General features: G+C 42.5%; 15 protein-coding genes. 3 read left to right on the top strand and 12 right to left on the bottom strand.

Features of this window, described 5'->3' with window-relative positions; genetic code table 11:
- Window positions 1-52 precede the first annotated feature (52 nt).
- The 6 genes from LP316_RS05890 to LP316_RS05865 all read right to left on the bottom strand — a co-directional run bounded on the left by LP316_RS05890 (window position 53) and on the right by LP316_RS05865 (window position 8,324).
- Entirely contained in the window at window positions 53-1,525 is a 1,473-nt protein-coding gene (locus LP316_RS05890; RefSeq protein ID WP_193023823.1) for an MFS transporter, read from the bottom strand.
- 175 nt (window positions 1,526-1,700) lie between these two features.
- The gene (parC, locus tag LP316_RS05885; RefSeq protein WP_193023313.1) at window positions 1,701-3,998 is read right to left on the bottom strand and encodes a DNA topoisomerase IV subunit A; all 2,298 of its coding nucleotides are present in this window, start codon (window positions 3,996-3,998) and stop codon (window positions 1,701-1,703) included.
- Between the two features lie 180 nt (window positions 3,999-4,178).
- A complete protein-coding gene (locus LP316_RS05880) occupies window positions 4,179-5,438 on the bottom strand; it encodes a sensor domain-containing diguanylate cyclase (protein ID WP_193023311.1) in 1,260 nt (419 codons plus the stop codon).
- Window positions 5,438-7,261, bottom strand: coding sequence for a GGDEF domain-containing protein (locus tag LP316_RS05875; protein ID WP_193023309.1), 1,824 nt, complete (start codon window positions 7,259-7,261; stop codon window positions 5,438-5,440). Before LP316_RS05875 ends, LP316_RS05880 begins: the two co-directional genes overlap by 1 nt.
- Window positions 7,262-7,441: 180 nt before the next feature.
- Window positions 7,442-7,849 (bottom strand): VOC family protein, encoded by a 408-nt coding sequence (locus LP316_RS05870; protein ID WP_193023307.1) that lies wholly within the window; start codon window positions 7,847-7,849, stop codon window positions 7,442-7,444.
- Between the two features lie 10 nt (window positions 7,850-7,859).
- Entirely contained in the window at window positions 7,860-8,324 is a 465-nt protein-coding gene (locus LP316_RS05865) for a TlpA disulfide reductase family protein (RefSeq protein ID WP_193023305.1), read from the bottom strand.
- A gap of 226 nt (window positions 8,325-8,550) precedes the next feature.
- On the opposite strand from LP316_RS05865, the gene LP316_RS05860 reads away from it, so the two are divergent.
- Window positions 8,551-10,446, top strand: a complete 1,896-nt coding sequence (locus LP316_RS05860; protein WP_193023303.1) for an aminotransferase class V-fold PLP-dependent enzyme — start codon at window positions 8,551-8,553, stop codon at window positions 10,444-10,446.
- A gap of 20 nt (window positions 10,447-10,466) precedes the next feature.
- Here the strand turns inward: LP316_RS05860 and LP316_RS05855 are convergent, their stop codons facing one another.
- Window positions 10,467-11,786: a hemolysin family protein gene (locus LP316_RS05855; RefSeq protein WP_193023301.1), complete on the bottom strand. Its 1,320-nt coding sequence runs from the start codon at window positions 11,784-11,786 to the stop codon at window positions 10,467-10,469.
- 270 nt (window positions 11,787-12,056) lie between these two features.
- Here LP316_RS05855 and speA point away from each other — a divergent pair, with 270 nt between their 5' ends.
- Complete coding sequence (speA, locus tag LP316_RS05850) at window positions 12,057-13,967, top strand: biosynthetic arginine decarboxylase (RefSeq protein ID WP_193023299.1); 1,911 nt, start codon at window positions 12,057-12,059, stop codon at window positions 13,965-13,967.
- Window positions 13,967-14,902, top strand: coding sequence for an agmatinase (gene speB, locus LP316_RS05845; RefSeq protein WP_193023297.1), 936 nt, complete (start codon window positions 13,967-13,969; stop codon window positions 14,900-14,902). Before speA ends, speB begins: the two co-directional genes overlap by 1 nt.
- Window positions 14,903-15,105: 203 nt before the next feature.
- Here speB and parE read toward each other — a convergent pair whose 3' ends face one another.
- The 5 genes from parE to LP316_RS05820 form a co-directional block, all read right to left on the bottom strand.
- Window positions 15,106-16,995, bottom strand: coding sequence for a DNA topoisomerase IV subunit B (gene parE, locus LP316_RS05840; RefSeq protein ID WP_193023295.1), 1,890 nt, complete (start codon window positions 16,993-16,995; stop codon window positions 15,106-15,108).
- 72 nt (window positions 16,996-17,067) lie between these two features.
- Complete coding sequence (locus LP316_RS05835; protein ID WP_193023293.1) at window positions 17,068-17,643, bottom strand: YqiA/YcfP family alpha/beta fold hydrolase; 576 nt, start codon at window positions 17,641-17,643, stop codon at window positions 17,068-17,070.
- A gap of 4 nt (window positions 17,644-17,647) precedes the next feature.
- Window positions 17,648-18,409, bottom strand: coding sequence for a metallophosphoesterase (locus LP316_RS05830; RefSeq protein ID WP_193023291.1), 762 nt, complete (start codon window positions 18,407-18,409; stop codon window positions 17,648-17,650).
- The gene (locus tag LP316_RS05825) at window positions 18,406-18,873 is read right to left on the bottom strand and encodes a DUF1249 domain-containing protein (RefSeq protein ID WP_226960813.1); all 468 of its coding nucleotides are present in this window, start codon (window positions 18,871-18,873) and stop codon (window positions 18,406-18,408) included. Before LP316_RS05825 ends, LP316_RS05830 begins: the two co-directional genes overlap by 4 nt.
- Window positions 18,874-18,881: 8 nt before the next feature.
- Window positions 18,882-19,520, bottom strand: coding sequence for an NUDIX domain-containing protein (locus tag LP316_RS05820; RefSeq protein ID WP_193023289.1), 639 nt, complete (start codon window positions 19,518-19,520; stop codon window positions 18,882-18,884).
- Window position 19,521 lies beyond the last annotated feature (1 nt).

Genomic DNA, 19,521 nt, shown 5'->3' with positions numbered 1-19,521 from the left:
TAATAAAAAGGCCAGTATTCTGCACTGACCTTTATTTCAAACGGCTGTTAAACTAGGCGTCTTGCTTACTATCATCAACAAAGTATACCGCGATCGCACCGCAGATCATCGCCCCACCCGCTAACATAATGATATTGATAGCTTCGTTATCAAACACACTACTCAAAATCCAACCAGCCAACAAACCTGAAACAATCTGTGGCGCGGCAATAGTGAAGTTGAATATGCCCATATACACGCCTGTTTTACTTGGCGGTAAGGCGCCAGCTAATATCGCGTAAGGCATGGCTAAAATGGCAGCCCATGCCACACCAACACCTATCATAGGCAAAAATAACGATACCGCGCCTTGTGGTACATCGATTGATGTGATCAATAAGTTTACTGAAGTCACTTCCGGCGCTTGAATAAGCATAAAGCTGATATAACCGAGGCCACCAGCTAATAGCGATAAAGAATAAACAGCTTTACGGCCTAGCTTATCGGCAAGCTTAGATAAAAACACCGAGAAAATCGCAGCAAATAGCGAGTACGCAGCAAATAAGATACCGACCCAATCTCCAGCGGCACCTTTAGCTGTCGCGATATCGGCAGGAACACCACCTGCTTGCTCAATGTAGTGTGGATCAAACCAATGTGCGTCAATGCCCCAAATATGCTGGGCAATCGCCGGCATGGTGTAAACCCACATAATAAACAAGGCAAACCATGAGAAGAACTGAACAACAGCTAGCTGACGCATAGTTGTCGGCATGGTTTTCATTAAGCCCCAAAACTCACTTAATTTCTCACCTAATGAGCTTGTTTTAGCGCGCTCTTTTTCCAGTTGCTCAGCCGCTTCTTCTGCCGACATCCCTTGATACTGATAAAACTCTTCCGGTGGATATTCTTTAGTTCTAAAAACCGTCCATAACACGGAGCCCAATAGTACCGTAGCACCAATGTAAAACGCCCAGACAACGGATGGCGCTACTTGCCCAGCTTTTGAAGTATTTTCAAGACCAACCACATTGGTGAGAACGAATGGTAAAATAGAGCCTATTACCGCACCAATGTTAATTAATAACGACTGAATTGAGTAACCGGCATTGCGCTGCTCTTCTGGCACCATATCAGAAACGAGTGAGCGAAACGGTTGGAAAGCAACGTTAAAAGACGCATCCATCAAGGCTAACATTAGCGCCCCAAAAATCATGGGCGCCATAAAAGCAACAAATAACGGCGCATTAGGCATCAGCAACATGCCAATCGTTGCGGCAATGGCACCAGCTAAAATAAACGGGCTGCGGCGGCCTAGTTTTGTCCACGTCCGATCAGATGCGGCACCAACAATGGGTTGAATAATAAGCCCCATGATAGGCGCAACCAGCCAAAATAGTGAAAGTGAATGTAAATCTGCCCCTAAATCAGACAAGATTCGGCTAACGTTGGCATTTTGTAGTGCAAAGCCAAACTGAACACCGAGAAAGCCAAAGCTCACCGTCCACAACTGCCAAAAACTTAAACGTGGTTTTGTTTTCATTATTGTCCCCAACTTCGATGAGCGAATAGCTCAAAATCACTCGTTAAATTTTATTATGACGCTTGCATAAAAAAAGCATATCAGCTTGGCCAATATGCTTTTTTAAGCGTTCTGCTGTAACAGTCCATACTATGCTAGTTTAGCTCGCTAACTCAACTCATGCATACGTATTCAGCGATTAACTTTCTTGTTCAGGCGCTTGTTCATCAGCCTCTGGCTGAGCCATATCTTCTAATTCAATTCGATCAACGCGCTGTAAGCCACGAGGTAATTTATTTCCTCGACGGCCACGTTCACCGCGGTAATGCTCAACATCACTTGCTTTTAGGGTTAATTTTCGTTTACCGGCGTGTAAGGTAATGGCTTGGCCTGGTTGAATTATTTGGATCAGTTTCACCAGCTCTTCACGCGCTTTAGCCCGCGCAGATGGAATATTAATGATCTTATTCCCCTTACCTTTGCTAAGCACAGGTAAATCCTTCAGCGGAAACACTAACATTCGGCCTTCGGTGGTAATAGTCAGCACTAGATCGCTATCGAGATTATTGATTTTTAACGGTGTCACCACTTTGGCGTTAGCAGGTAAGCTCAACAGCGCTTTACCATTTTTATTTCGGCTGACCATTTCACCAAAACTACCAATAAAGCCATAACCCGCATCACTCGAAAGTAAGTACTTTTGCTCGTCATCGGCCATTAATGCCTTTTCCATGGTCACGCCACTCGCTAAGTTAAACCGACCTGTTAGCGGTTCGCCTTGACTGCGCGCCGTTGGCAGCGAATGTGCGTCAGTGGCAAATGAGCGCCCCGACGAGTCAATAAACACTACCGGGCGATTACTGCGCCCGCTCGCACTGGCTAAGAAACTATCACCCGCTTTGTAGCTCAGTGCTTGTGCATCAATGTTGTGGCCTTTAGCGCAACGGGCCCAACCTTTTTCTGATAACACAACCGTTACCGGCTCACTCGGCATTAAATCTTTCTCTGATAATGCTTTGGCTTCACCGCGCTCAACCAATTTAGATCGACGTTCGTCACCATACTTCTCAGCCGCTTCTAAAATTTCTTTTTTCAGCAAGGTGTTCATGCGCGCTTTTGAGTTGAGGATCTTCTCAAGTTTGTCGCGCTCTTTGCTCAACTCATCTTGTTCAGCTCTGATTTTAATTTCTTCGAGCTTGGCAAGTTGGCGTAACTTGATTTCTAAAATTGCCTCGGCTTGACGCTCTGACAAATTAAAGCGCGCAATTAATTCTGCTTTCGGATCGTCAAAATTGCGAATAATCTCGATCACTTCATCAATATTGAGATAGGCGATCAATAAGCCGTCTAAAATGTGTAAACGGGCGAGTACTTTATCGAGGCGATATTGTAAACGGCGGCGAACCGTTTCACGGCGAAACTCTAACCATTCAACTAAAATATCGCGTAAATTTTTAACCGCTGGGCGGCCGTCTAACCCAATCATATTGAGGTTTACACGGTAGTTTTTCTCTAAGTCTGTGGTCGCAAATAAATGTTGCATTAACTGCTCGGTGTCAACGCGGTTAGAACGGGGTACAACAACAATGCGAATGGGGTTTTCGTGATCAGATTCATCGCGTAAATCAACCACCATAGGTAGCTTTTTCGCTTGCATTTGCGCGGCAATTTGCTCTAAGACTTTACTGCCTGACGCTTGGTGTGGCAGCGCAGTGATGACAATTTCACCGTGTTCAATTTCGTACACCGCACGCATTTTGATGCTACCACGGCCAGTTTCATACATTTTCTCAATGTCTTTTGCCGGTGTGATAATTTCAGCATCAGTTGGGTAATCAGGGCCTTTTACAAATGGTAAAATATCAGCAACTTCTGATTTGGGTTGCTCGATTAAATGGACACAGGCATCGGCAATTTCTCTAACATTGTGTGGAGGAATGTCAGTTGCCATACCTACAGCAATACCCGTAATACCATTGAGCATGATATGCGGCAAGCGCGCAGGTAGTGTTTTCGGCTCTTTCATCGTGCCGTCAAAGTTTGGTACCCAATCAACGGTCCCTTGACCTAGTTCAGCCAATAACACTTCACTAAAACGCGATAATCGCGCTTCTGTATAACGCATTGCCGCGAACGACTTAGGATCGTCTGGTGCACCCCAGTTACCTTGACCATCAACTAACGGGTAGCGATATGAAAAAGGTTGAGCCATTAACACCATGGCTTCGTAACACGCTGAATCACCGTGAGGATGAAATTTACCGAGCACATCACCAACGGTTCTGGCTGATTTCTTATATTTGGCAACTGCCGACAAGCCAAGTTCCGACATGGCATAAACAATACGGCGCTGAACCGGTTTTAAGCCATCGCCAATATGAGGCAAAGCTCGGTCCATGATCACGTACATTGAGTAGTTTAAATAAGCATCTTCGGTAAATCGCCTTAAGGGTAATTGTTCAACCCCGTCTAGGCTATAATCGAGCGCGTCAGACATAAAAAATAATTCCACACAAAACCAACGAATTGTTCATTCGCCGGTAATTTAATATCGTTATTATGGTGAATACGAATATTCACGAGAAGTTGTTAGTTAACTCAAGGTAACTTGAATTTACTCAACTGATTCCTAGCTTATCTGATTCTCAAATTAGAAAAAATAGCCTAGCGGCATTATTTAACTATTTCGACGATAATTTGCTGGTTTATGTTCCATTTCAGGGTGATGAATCAATACGCGGTCACGTCCCTGCAATTTAGCTTGATACATGGCGATATCAGCATTGTGGATCAACTGATCTAAATTCATTGCTTGACCCAGTGCGGCGACCCCAACACTAGTAGTAATTTTTACTTGCTCAAGCGGCGACGCAAAGGTCGTTTGTGAGATTTTTTCTCGCAAACGCTCTGCCATGGCTTTAGCCTGCTCAATAGAAGCATCAGGTAGAATTGCGACAAATTCCTCGCCGCCAAAACGCACGAGTAAATCGCGCGAACGAACAGTTTCCTTGGCAAGGGTTGCAACCGTGGTTAGCACTTCATCGCCTGCTTGATGGCCAAATTCATCATTTATCTTTTTAAAATAGTCTAAATCAAATAATAGTACTGATAACGCCCCCTGATCTGCGTGAACTTGCTCAACCATTTCTCTTCCTTGTTCAAAGAGCACCTTGCGATTGCTTAAGCCCGTTAATGCATCTGTACGTGAATAAGACGTTAACTTTTTGCGAATTTGGATTTGGCGAATAATCAGAACAATGAATACGATAATGACGATCAACACAGCAAGGGTCAAATATTGTTGTTGAGTGTCTTTTTGAACCAGTTTTTGTAACTGTAACTGCTTTAATTCGTTTTGGTTTTTCAATAGCTCATTATTGTTTTCTTTGATTTCAGTTTGGTACTTTTCTTTAAGCGATTCTATTCGCTCTTTATTCAAGCTTTGATGATGTTCGATCATTCGATCAAAATAAATATCGCGTTTGTCATAAGCAAGTTTGAAGTTCTCTTGTTGCTCGTATAATTGCGACTGTAACAAATACAATTGATTAAACAATGGCAAGGCAAGCTGCGCTTCGCTAATCCGAGTTTCATAATCGATTGCGGTTTCAAACACTTGGTGAGCTTGCTCAAATAATTGTTGTTCAGTTAGTGCCACAGCTTGGGATAAATAAAGTAAGTAATACTCGGCATTATTAAGGTCAGGTTGTCGTAACAAGGCTTCAATATCACTCATACTTGCTTTACTAGTATCATCACCCGTAAATAGCAAACGTATTTCATCACGCAAAGTAAAGGTTACGCGGCTGTCGAGTAATGGGTTAGCATCCGCTACCTGTTCGACGGTTTGCGCTTGCTCAAACACCCAAGGGCTCGCCGCTACTAAACGCCAAGTTAACAAGCTAAAAACAGTAAATAATATTGGCAAATACTTCATTAACTGCACACCCTATTACGACCTGACGCTTTTGCTTGATAGAGTTTTTCATCGGCGATTCGAGATAACGATTCAATTTCGCTTACCTGCTGATGTTGAGAATTAGCAACGCCTAAGCTAATGGTTACAGCCTCAATGCCGAGTTTTTCCTGCCAGGGATAATGCATTACCAGCAACCTTAATCGCTCTGCAGTTTCATCGGCTTGCGCTAATGTAGTATTAGGCAAAATAACCATAAATTCTTCACCACCAAGGCGCACTACAGTGTCACTTTCTCGCATTGCATTGGCCACGAGTTCAGCGATTTTTTTGATGACTTTGTCACCAATACTGTGACCTTGGCTATCGTTAACTTGCTTAAAATCATCAATATCTAGCATTAACAAACTGTATGGCATAGCTTCGTCAATTAATCGTTGGCCAATCGTAAGTAAGCGATAGCGATTTGCCACGCCAGTCAGAGGGTCAGTCTGAGATACCGCTTTTAGCACCCTTTGCTTTTGAACAAGCTTAATAAACCCCCACGCAAACAGTAAAGCGATCAAGGTCACAGCCAAAGAAAGTTGCCATTGAAATTGCGAGGAGGCTTTTGCCTTTTCAAGGGCCAAATTATTAATCGCTTTTTGCTCTTCAAGAATTTTTGCTGCGACATCTGCCTGCTCACTCTCAAACTGCATTTTAAGCTCAGTAACTTCATCCTGTTGCTCAAGTTTGTGTCTCTCGTATCTAAGCTGATGGCGTAATTTTTGGCTAGCAAGGGCAGCTTTATAATTTTCTCGTTGATAATACGATCGGGCTTGAATGCTATAGAGATGAGACTTCGAATACAGTTGATTGTGCTTGGTCATTGACGGTATGTGCACCATCGCCTCTTTCAATACGTCGTCAACTTCATCGTGGCGTGCTAATTGATGCAGCAATTCGGCGCGTTCAAGCAAATAAAAAACGGGCACGTCATGGGCGTCAGTTCCTTGAATGTACTTACCTGCGGTGATTAAATATTGATAAGCCAATTCATAATTAGGTTCGTCTTTTTCACTGTAACATGACGCTAGCCGAGTATTAACATAATAGGCTAAACGTGGGCTAATTTCTTTTTCAAAGGTGGTTAAAATACCTTTGAATAGTACGATCGCTTCTTCATAACGCCCCATTTCCATTAACGCACTACCCGTGTTAAGCCTTGCTCGAGCCGCAAAAATTTTGTGGCCAGCATTCATATAGCTGTTGTAGCTCATATCATAAAGATCGAGTGACGACTCATTATCACCGAGGTAGTTATATAAAATACCAAGTTCGGAATAGACATAACCCTTGAGCTGTTCATCGTCGCTCTGCTCGGCTAACTCTCGTGCCTTGTTGAGGGTTTGTAGTGATGCTTGAAATTGTTGCGCGAGATACTGCATCGCACCAATATTAATGTAACCGTATGCGGTGTTTTCAAGGTGCTCTAATGATTCAGCTAGCTGTGTACCGTTTTGGTAATCTTGCATCGCAGCCTCACTATCGCCGAGGTTTTCATAGGCGAACCCCCGCGAGTACAATAATTCAGAGATCAGGGCACTGGGGCTATTTTGCTGCTTAACTAACTCTAAACCTTGGTTGGCATTAGTTTTAGCCAGTTCAAAATTACCGCGATTGTTGTAAAACTCAGAGGCGAGTAAATAATATTGAATTTGATTAACTAAGCTGTAAGTGTTGAGCAGTGGCTTTTGGCCTTCGAGTAATTCAGGAATACGCTGAGGTGCAGTTTTTTCTAATTCTTTTACTGTCGATTCAAAGGCGGCAAAGTCTTCAAATTCTTGGGCACTCGCTGTATTCAAAAAACTATCAAAAAGAAAAAGACAAACAGTAAATGCAGCAAGTATATTTATGCTTATTGTTGTCTTAGTTTTATTCACTACTTGTTCTCGTTTTTAACTTCTTACAGTGGTTTAGTATAAAGCGATGACATCCAAAAACAACCTGTTGGATCAAAGATTTAAAAACCCCCGTTTTGTCTCTTAATCACTTAACGCCCAGTAACTAGCCTCAATTCTATTGCCATCTAAATCGAGTACAAAACAGCCGTAATAGGGTTCGCCGTAATCGGCCCTGGGACCAGGTGCCCCATTACAAACGGCACCTAGTGAGATCGCTTGGCGGTGGAACTCGTCGACCTGTGTTTTTGACGTTGCAACAAAGCCTATATGTGTACCATTGCCAACCGATGCTTTACCTTGATCAAAAGGTCGCTGAATCCAAAATTCAGGATACCCCTTACCAAAGGCTGCCGCATGCTCGTAATGGGCGACTTTATCGATATTTAATGTCGCGAGTACTGTTTGATAAAAAGCAATCGCCTGTTCCAATTGTTCAGTGCCTAATGAGGCATGACAAATACTGCGTGAGATACGCCCTGCTACGCTCATCCGCTGCTCCTTACTTAAGTAAAGCAATGATTTCTTGTTCGTATTGTTGCTGTTTTTGTTCATTAAAACCAACGTGCGTAGCAACAACTTCACCCGTTCGGTCGACAATAAAACTACTCGGCATCCCTCTTAAATCGTATTGCCTTGCTATTTTTCCTTTAGGATCATAAATCACTTCAAAACTTGCAGGAAACTCTTCTAGAAACGCTAAAGCAAATGATTTTTTAGCATCGACATTAACACTTAACACCGTAAAACCTCGTGATTTATATTGAGCTTGCATGACATTGAGCCAAGGAAAAGATTGCCGACATGGGCCACACCATGACGCCCAAAAATCGACATAAACCACTTGCCCTTCCAGCGCCGATAAACGGCTTTTAAGTTGCTCGCTAGGCTCGCTACCGGCATTGGCACACCAGCTCACTGCGAGCGCAAAAATCATACTGCCAAAGCGTTGAAAAAACTTAGTCATAACAATACACAAAGAGAAATTTCATCCAGTTTACTGGTTCCAAGATCAATGGGCAACAGCAATAAAAAGCTTGAATATCTATATCAGCTTGAGCCCATACCGCTAGCCCTGAAAGCGCCGATATAGTTACCGATAGTATTTAAACAAGTATTAGTTTCACATTTATCGATGCTTTGTTTATGCTACGGAATATTTTTTATATTTTTACGCTTAGGCCAATAAAATAATGTCACCTCTTTTACGTATCTTGTTAATAGAACAAGCCCCTGATGTTCTGCAAGAGCTTGCAGCAAACTTATCTCAAACCGTTGCGAACTTTGAGCGCCAAGATATTGAAATTGATATCGTTGAATGCCTTGAGTTACCAACTGCTCTAGAGCACATCGAACAAGATGGTGATATTCAAGCTGTGGTGCTAAGTTGGGATGTTCACAATAAAACCGAAGAACGTATTTACAGTCGCTTTATCGAAAAGTTAAAAGCGGTGCGCCTTGAACTACCGGTTTATGTTATCGGGGACGACACCAACGGGCTAGAAATCGTTAATGAGTCTGAAGAAATCGAGTCATTCTTCTTTAAAGATGAGGTGATATCAGATCCTGAAGCGATTTTGGGCTACATCATAAATGACTTCGACGACCGTTCAGAGACCCCATTTTGGACGGCGTATCGCCAATATGTTGGTGAAGCCAATGATTCATGGCATACACCAGGCCACAGCGGAGGCTCAAGTTTTCGCAACTCACCTTACATTAAAGATTTCTATCAATTTTATGGTCGTAATGTATTCGTTGGTGATCTCTCGGTTTCGGTCGATTCTTTAGGTTCTTTGTCTGACAGCACGAATACCATAGGTCGTGCTCAAGAATCCGCTGCTGCGACTTTTGAAGTTAAACATACCTATTTTGTGACAAACGGCTCATCAACGTCTAATAAGATTATTTTGCAAACGCTGTTACGTAAGGGCGACAAAGTAATTATCGACCGCAATTGTCATAAGTCTGTGCATTACGGCATTTTACAATCGGCTAGTTTTCCCATCTACTTATCGAGTATCTTAAACCCCAAGTACGGCATCTTTGCGCCACCGTCATTGGCCGACATCAAATTAGCTATCGAACAAAATAAAGACGCAAAGCTACTCGTGCTTACCGGTTGTACCTACGACGGTTTACTTACGGATCTAAAGCAAGTGGTCGATTACGCTCATCAATATGGCATCAAGGTGTTTATCGACGAGGCGTGGTTTGCCTACTCGCTATTTCACCCAAGTTTTCGCTATTATTCAGCAATTCATGCTGGGGCAGACTATGTCACGCATTCTGCGCACAAAGTGGTATCTGCGTTTTCACAAGCATCGTATATTCATATAAACGATCCTGATTTCGACGCCGATTTTTTCCGAGAAATTTACAGTATCTACGCCAGCACGTCACCCAAGTATCAACTCATCGCGTCTCTCGATGTTTGCCAAAAGCAACTAGAGATGGAAGGTTACAAGCTACTTAATGCCTTATTGCATCACGTCGACGAATTCAAACTGCAGATGGCCTCACTTAAGCACATAAAAGTGTTAGGAAAGAAAGATTTTACCAAACTCTTTCCCCACTTTAGCGATGACAACATGGGTCATGACCCATTAAAAATCCTTATCGACATTAGTGAATTACCGTATTCGTTAAAAGATATTCACAAGTACTTATTGGATGAAATTGGGCTGGAAATTGAAAAATACACTCACAGCACCATTTTAGTTTTACTGACATTGGGCGGTACGCGCTCTAAAATCATTCGCTTGTACAATGCATTAAAGAAACTCGACAACGGCAAGGTCAAGTTGTCGAAATCAACTCGTCGTTCTCGTTTACCAGAAAATTTACCGGCGATTGATTTAGCATGTATTCCAAGCGATGCGTTTTATGGTGAGCGCGAATCTTTACCGATCGACAAATGTAACAACCGCATTTGCGCTGGCTTAGTGACGCCTTATCCGCCGGGTATTCCACTGTTAGTTCCCGGCCAAAAAATCACACGAGAGCACATCGATTACCTAAAAGAATTAGCAGGACAGGGATTGACCATTCAAGGCAGTTTTGACGGTGAAATCTATGTGCTTAAATGAGGTTTGGGGGTCAGAGTTCGCTAACTCTGACCTCTATTAGAGTCCTGCTTTTCCGTTTTTGTTGCTGGTAAGCGGGTGACCAAAAGCTGTTCAACTTTGATACCATCAATGTCGATAGCTTCAAATTTATAATTATCGAGTACCACAAAATCGGTGCGCTTTGGTAACCGCTTTAAAGCGTAAATCAAAAATCCAGCTAAGGTTTCGTATTGGCTATCATTGGGAAACGCTGAAATATCGAGCAGCTTCATTACATCCACTATCGGTGTATTGCCATTGATTAGCCAAGAGTTATCATCGCGTTGAACTATCTGCTCCTCGCCGTTATTCGTGACTAAGTCGCCCATAAAACTACTCATTAAATCTTTAAGGGTCACTAATCCAACAACCATTGCGTATTCGTTAACCACCACGGCAAAAGGCTTGTTGACCGACTTGAATTCATTTAAGGCCTCTGAAAGCGTGAGCGTTTCAGGTAAGTAAAACAAATCTGTTTGCAGCATACTGTCGGTTAAATCAATAGGTTCACCTTTTAGTAATTGCCGTAAAATCATTTTTGATTCAACGGAGCCAACTAGCCTATCCAAATGGCCGTCACTCACCAAAAAGTGACTATGTGGGTGGGCTAATATCTTGGCACTAATGCTTTCGTAATCGTCATTGATATCGAAATAGACGATGGCGTCTCGGTTGGTCATGGCTGTAGAAAGCATTCTGCCTTCAAGTTCAAAGACATTACCGAGTAACTGGTATTCTTGAGGCGGAAGTGAGCCATGTTCAGCACCTGCGTCCATCATTGCAACGATGTCTTCAGTAGTGACGATATCCTCTCGCTCCGAAGGGACATTGAAAATGCGTAACACGAGGTTAGTAATGCTATTAAAGAATAAAACAAATGGCGTCAGTGCAAAGGTAATACCATTCATCAGCCCAACCACTTTTGCGGCAACTCTTTCAGGCATGATCATGGCAATGCGTTTAGGTAATAAGTCGGCAAACAAGATGAACAGTGAAGTAATCGCTAAGAACGATAAGACGAAGCTGATTTGATCCGCCATCGGGCCTGAATACACTAAGGCCACAAGCACAGAAGTATAAGGTGCTAACGCTTGTTCGCCAATAATACCGCCAAGAATTGCAACCGCATTAAGCGCTATTTGGATCATGGCAAAAAAACGACCGGGTTGCTCTTGTAATCGAATCACCGCAGCTGCACTCTCGTCACCCTCGTCGGCCATGACTTTTAGTTTAATCTTGCGTGAAGCGGCAATCGAAATTTCCGAAACCGCAAACAAGGCACCAAACAATATCAGGATGATAATACCTAATAAATCACTCATATATTTCTCCAACTCTCGCCTGCTAGCAAATTCTCTACCCTAAGTTCCACAGTGAGCTCAGGTTATCTGTCAACGAAAGTCATTAATTAACGGCGCAATCATCGTTGAATATGCGGTGGTAGGCAACAGTTTTTATCCTATAACAAATGATTTATCGCAATAGAATTAGCACCATAAATAGAATTTGTCGCTAGCACTAATTTGTTTTGTTGGACTTAGAAACGCAATTGAATTCTACTCGCGCTCTTTAAAATCAATGAAGGAAAGTTAATGAACAAATCAACCCTTGATGCGGTCCGTGCTACTTATAACGTCAAGCATTGGAGTCAAGGTTACTTCGGTATCAATGATCAAGGCAACGTCTATGTCGCGCCAAATCAAAGCAGCCAAGAGCACACGGCCAATATCACAGACATTGCAAAACTAATCCAAGCGAAGGGTTTGTCATTACCTGCATTAGTTCGATTTCCACAAATTATTCACAATCGCGTAGAGAACTTATGCGGCGCATTTAATAAAGCCATTGCAGATTATGACTATCAAAATAAATACCTGCTGGTTTATCCAATAAAAGTCAATCAACAAAGAGAAGTGGTTGACAGCATACTTGCCAGTCAAGCCGATAAACAGATCAGTCAATTGGGACTAGAAGCCGGCAGTAAAGCTGAACTATTGGCCGTGTTGGCATTAGCACAAAAAGCCTCTTCAGTTATTGTTTGTAATGGTTACAAAGACAAAGAATACATTCGTTTAGCCTTAATTGGTGAGAAGCTCGGCCATAAAGTTCACCTCGTGTTAGAAAAGATGTCTGAGCTAGAAATGATCTTAGCGCAAGCGAAAAGCCTTGGCGTAACGCCAAGACTGGGCATTCGAATCCGATTAGCATCACAAGGCAAAGGAAAATGGCAAGCAAGTGGTGGTGAAAAATCTAAATTTGGCTTGTCTGCATCACAAGTATTAAAGGTGATGAATACGTTACGCAGCGAAAATATGTTAGACGCTTTGAAGCTTGTGCATTTTCACCTGGGTTCACAAATGGCCAATATTCGAGATGTACGTTTAGGCGTTAGTGAAGCAGCTCGCTTTTATTGTGAGTTGAGAAAACTAGGCGCAGCAATTGACTGCATGGACGTAGGTGGCGGATTAGCCGTCGACTACGACGGCACTCGCAGCCAATCACACAACTCAATGAATTACAGCCTCGCGGAATACGCCAACAATATCGTTCACATGATAGGCGATACATGTCGTAGTTATGAAGAACCTATGCCGTTAATTATCTCTGAATCAGGCCGTGCCCTTACGGCGCATCATGCGGTACTGATTTCTAATGTTATTGGTGCTGAATCTTATGCGGCAGAAAATATTGCGCCGCCATCAGACGATGCGCCACTTATTCTCAATAACATGTGGATGTCTTGGCAACAACTGAATAAACGCAACGACGACCGAGCACTCATTGAGATTTATCACGACTGTCAAGCCGACATTCAAGAGGTTCATTATCAATTTGCACTCGGGCTTTTGAATCTAGAACAAAGAGCCTGGGCTGAGCAGGTAAACTTAAGAGTTTGCTTTGAACTGAACAAGTTAATGGAAACAAAAAATCGCTTTCATCGTCCGATTGTTGATGATTTAACAGAAAAGTTAGCAGATAAATTCTTTGTTAACTTTTCATTATTTCAATCACTGCCGGATGCTTGGGGAATCGATCAAGTATTTCCAGTACTGCCATTAGCCAATTTGGATCGCTGTGATGAAACAAGAGCCGTTTTACTCGATATTACCTGTGATTCTGACGGTGCCGTTGAGCATTACGTCGATGGTCAAGGTATAGAAAAAACGCTACCAGTGCCCAGTTGGCAAGAAGGCGAAGAGTATTTGCTTGGCTTTTTCTTAGTAGGCGCTTATCAAGAAATTTTGGGCGATATGCATAACCTCTTTGGTGATACACATAGTGCAGTTGTTTACATTGATAACGACGGCGAGATTGAAATCACTGAAATTAATGAAGGTGATACCGTTGAAGACATGCTTAGATATGTGCATCTAGAGGCGAGCCACTTTAAACAAGTTTACAGTGAATTAGTCAACAACAAGTTACCTAATACTGAGCGTGAAGCTATTTTTGATGAATTAGTCGCCGGATTAGGCGGTTACACGTATTTGGAGGATTTTTAATGTCAATTTTGACCAGCAGTGTATTTAATCAAGTTGATAACTCGATTTACTCAAATGCGATGACTTTTTTACGATCTCCGCTGACATTAAACCCAACCAAAAGCAATGCCGATGTCGTGATTTTAGGGTTGCCTTTTGATATGGCAACCTCTGGTCGTTCTGGCGCAAGAATGGGGCCAGACGCAATTCGTCAAGCATCGATTAATCTCGCTTGGGAAGGTCAACGTTTCCCATGGGATTTTAAGTTAGCCCAGCTATGTAATTTAGTCGATGCTGGTGATTTAGTGTTTTCCGCTGGTGATAGCGAAGAGTTTTGTGCACGCGTAGAAATCGCGTGTGATGAAATTTTAGCATCGGGTAAAAGCCTGCTAAGTCTTGGTGGTGATCACTTTGTCACTTTGCCATTATTGCGTTCTCACGCCAAAAAATTTGGCAAAATGGCCTTAGTTCACTTTGATGCCCACACCGATACCTATGATAACGGCAGTCGATACGATCATGGCACTATGTTCTACCATGCACCTAACGAAGGATTGATAGACAAAGAAAAGTCCGTGCAAATTGGTATTCGGACAAACTATAAACAACAAGATCATGGCTTTAACGTAATTAATGCCATGCAAGCAAATGATATGTCAGTCACCGAGATTGTCGAGCAAATCAAGTCAACGATAGGTGATCTACCGGTCTATTTAACTTTTGATATTGACTGTTTAGACCCAGCGTTCGCACCAGGTACTGGCACACCGGTATGCGGTGGTTTAACGACCGACAAAGTCCTTAAAGTTCTTCACGCGCTAAAGGGAATAAATTTAGTGGGCATGGACGTTGTTGAAGTTGCCCCCGCTTATGATCAAAGTGAAACAACGGCCTTAGCTGCCGCAACCATAGGTTTAGATTTACTTCACTTGTGGGCGACTAGAAATATTAAATAATATGCGCTCAAGTTAAACAGGCAACAAGGATAGTTTAGGCTACTTTTTTATGCCTGTTTAATTCGCCAAAGCCCAATATTTATTAGGCTTTGGCATAAGCACATCAAAACGCAATACTAGGATATTTGCAGCCTCCCCCCCAACATGTTAGAAGCTAGAGCAAATAGCTAACCGTTAACCTAGGTCAGCTTCACTTAAACCACTTATTGGATTTGTGCTAAATCACCGTGCTGTTGCAACCAGTCTTTGCGATCGCCACTGCGCTTTTTCGACAGCAGCATATCCATGGTTTCCATCGTTTCATCATACTCGTCAACCGTCAGTTGAACTAACCGACGGGTATTTGGGTCCATTGTCGTTTCGCGCAATTGCATCGGGTTCATTTCACCCAAGCCCTTAAAGCGTTGCACATTGACCTTACCGCGTTTTTTCTCCGCTTCGATGCGATCTAATACGCCGTCTTTTTCTGCCTCATCTAGCGCGTAATAAACCTCTTTACCAATATCAATACGGTATAACGGCGGCATCGCGACATAAACGTGTCCCGCTTGCACTAATGGCAAGAAATGCTGGGTAAACAGTGCACACAATAGGGTTGCAATGTGCAGACCGTCAGAGTCGGCGTCGGCTAGAATACAAATTTTGCCGTAGCGCAAGTTCGATAAATCTTCACTCTCTGGGTCAATACCCAGCGCAACAGAAATATCGTGAACTTCTTGTGAAGCGAGAATCTGCCCTGACTCAACTTCCCAAGTATTTAATATTTTACCGCGCAACGGCATTACTGCCTGAATTTCGCGATCTCGTGCTTGTTTAGCACTACCGCCGGCAGAATCACCCTCAACTAAAAACAATTCAGTTCGCGTTGGGTCTTGGCTACCACAGTCAGTTAACTTACCCGGTAAAGCAGGCCCTTGAGTCACCTTTTTACGGACAACTTTTTTGCTAGCGCGCAGTCGACGTTGAGCATTTGAGATACAAAATTCTGCCAGGCTTTCCGCTATTTCAGTGTGTTCATTAAGCCATAAACTAAACGCGTCTTTTACCACGCCAGTAACAAACGCGGCACATTGACGTGACGATAAGCGCTCTTTAGTTTGGCCAGCAAATTGCGGATCTTGCATTTTAACTGACAAAATAAAGCTACATTTGTCCCAAATATCATCAGGCGTTAATTTAACGCCGCGCGGTAATAAATTCCTAAACTCACAAAATTCACGTAACGACTCAAGTAAACCTTGGCGTAAGCCGTTAACATGAGTACCACCTTGGATCGTTGGAATTAAGTTAACATAGCTTTCACCAATCGACTCTCCGCCTTCTGGCAACCACGTTACCGCCCAATCTGCTGCTTCATTTTGTGATGAAAACGAACCAATAAACGGCTCTTCTGGCAAGCTAACATAGCTCTTTACTGATTCTTTTAAGTAATCGCGTAAGCCATCTTCATAACACCAACTCTCTTTAGATCCGTCGTTTTTGTCGTGAAACTTAATCGTTAAGCCCGGACACAATACGGCTTTGGCCTTTAATAAATGTTTTAACTTAAGCGCAGAAAATTTAGGTGAATCAAAGTAACTCGCATCAGGCCAAAACTTAACACGAGTACCCGTGTTGCGCTTACCTACTGTGCCAACTTCTTTTAGCTCTTCAACCTTTTCGCCGTTTTCAAAGGCCATTTCAAACACTTTACTATCGCGTTTAACACTCACTTCTACACGGGTCGATAAAGCATTAACCACTGAAATACCAACCCCGTGTAAACCACCGGAGAATTGATAGTTTTTATTCGAAAATTTACCACCTGCGTGTAATTTACTAAAAATGAGCTCTACGCCTGAAACACCTTCTTCAGGGTGAATATCTGTTGGCATACCACGACCGTCATCTAATACTTCAAGTGACTGATCTTTATCTAAAATAACAGTAATATTTTGAGCGTGCCCAGCTAATGCCTCATCAACTGAGTTATCTATTACCTCTTGACCTAAGTGGTTTGGTCGATTGGTATCGGTATACATGCCGGGACGACGACGCACTGGCTCTAAGCCACTGAGTACCTCGATAGAATCTGAATTATATTGTTCGCTCATGAGTGGTATCTAATCGTTATAGTTATTGGTTGCTAAAGCTAAATATGCTGATTTGGCTATTAGGCTATAGTTTTACGGTAAATCAAAGAATTTAACAATAGTTGGTAGCATTTTCTCGAAATTAACAAAACTGTGATCGCCACCTTGTTGGACAATTAACTGGCAGTTTTGATATTTTTCTACAGCGTCTTGGTAATTTAACACTTCATCATGGGTTTGTACCATGACAAGATAATTTTTTTCTTTGATTTTAAACTGTTCAAGTTGCTTCAAATCATCAATAAAATCCGTTGTGACCTCGAATTTCTCTTGCGTGTAGGGATTTATTTGCACGCCTACATAATCACTGAGCAGCTGATACGGTTTTACTGCGGGGTTTACTAGAGCCGCTTTAAGGTTGAAGCGCTCCGCTAAATAGCTGGAGAAATAGCCGCCAAGTGACGAGCCAATCAAATACCATTGCTCATTCGGATAACGATCTATTAGCTCAGTTAATTGCTTAATGGCAGCGCTAGGAGTATTGGCGATTTGCGGGCAGTGAAACATCAGTTGGGGATAGTATTGAGCAAAAAAGGCTTTGCTCTGCTGAGCTTTAAACGACTGAGGTGATGAATTAAAACCGTGGATATGAAGAATGTGTTTAGGCATTAAACTAGCTTACTAAAGGTATATGTTTTACACAGGAGGAGACATTGCCATTGTCATCGAGCTCAAAAATTCGATAACCAATATCGTCATACTCGGCAATTAACTGACTAGGATGTTTGGCAAATGTAATCGACGTCGCCGGGCTTGAATAAAGCTCGACAGTTCGCTCTAACATTTCAGGTGCTGACAATGTCATGCCGCGATGAACATGACCACAGCTAATCATTCTGATCGCTGAGCACGATTTTATCGCAAGCCAAAATTCAGCTTGGTTTTTCAGGCCGTGTCGATCAATAAAATAACCGACATCTACTGGGTGATGATGCATTAATAAGCACTGATGATATGCCTCATCTAGCGCCTTTATGCGCGCTAATTCTGTCGTACTTATATTGCCCGCTGGTGTATTGCTTTTGCTATCGATGAGCTGAATTTGCCAAGTTCCACACTCAACGGTTTTACATTTATTGAACACATCATGCGATAAATACTTATCAAGCAACGCGGGATCGTCGTGATTGCCAGCCAAATAATATACCGGGATGGTTATCTTGGCTTCGACAAAAGCTCGATTAAACAATTGATAAGACTCAACACTGTGATCTTGCGTCAAATCCCCGGTAAAAACGATAAATTTAATATCAGTACACTGCTTGATTTGCTCAAGAACGACTAACAATTGCGGCCACACGCGCGCGCCAAAATGCTGGCCATCAGGCTGGGCAAATAAGTGACTATCGCTGATTTGAGCAAACTTAATTTTCATGAGCCTTTGATAATATGAGGAAGGTGACTAATGTTGACTTGGCCTTGGGTTAAACACAGCTGCAGCCACTCTTTTAAAAACATCATCACCTGTTGTTTTTCGTTGGGTAAATGCATCTGCTTGTTTGGGTAGTCATAACGCGGGGCAATTTTAGCTACGTGCTGGCTTGAAATCACTTCACTGGTTTTTGCATCGTGGTACAAGCGGATCACCATATTCGGTCGCAAATGCTCACCTACGCTCAAGCCCGACATTTTAGATGACTGCATAAAAGCTATTTTAGAGGTGTACTTAGTGACCTCTTGCACCTCAAGGTGATAAGACAAATGATCATTAATAAAAAACTCTCGCACTTCACCGGGCACGCTGTTATCAGCTAATAAGCGTATAATTAACATGTAGTTAGCTTCGCTTAGCTGCATCAAGTTTACTAGGTTTGGTCGATATTTTTTAAACAATGCCACGTCAATACCTATGTTGTATATTTAGCCCGTAATTTGTCTGCGTTTAACGCCAACCATTGTAACGCAATAATGGTCACGCCGTTATTGATTTTACCCTGCTCTAGCAACGTCATCGCATCTGCTCGCTTAACTACATGAACTTTAATATCTTCAGCTTCTTCAGGTAAACCATAAATCCCCCCAACACCCTCACTATCGACTATCGCACCGTATAGATGTAGCTGTTCATTAGTACCGCCTGGGCTCGATAAATAGTTCATGATGTGAAACACTTGTTTTGCGTCAACATCGAGATTAGCTTCTTCTTTTGCTTCCCTGATCGCTACATCAATTGGATTTTCATTTTCACCGAACATACCTGCGATAAACTCAATCAACCAAGGGGAATATTCTCGATTAATTGCACCCACGCGAAATTGTTCATTAAAAATAACCGTATCTTTAATCGGATCGTATGGCATTAATACGACTGCATCACCCCGTTCGAACATCTCGCGCTCGATTAGTTGACTGTTTTCTCCGTGAAAAGTGCGGTGTGAGAGCTTATATTTGTTAATTGAGAAGAAGCCTTTGTAACAAGTTGTAATGGATTCAACCCTAAAATCTTGACTATCATATTGAAATAAAAGATCTTTATGCGTATTCATG

The sequence above is a fragment of the Thalassotalea sp. LPB0316 genome (assembly GCF_014898095.1).
Taxonomy (GTDB): domain Bacteria; phylum Pseudomonadota; class Gammaproteobacteria; order Enterobacterales; family Alteromonadaceae; genus Thalassotalea_G.
This window is presented reverse-complemented; position numbering and strand designations above follow the sequence as displayed.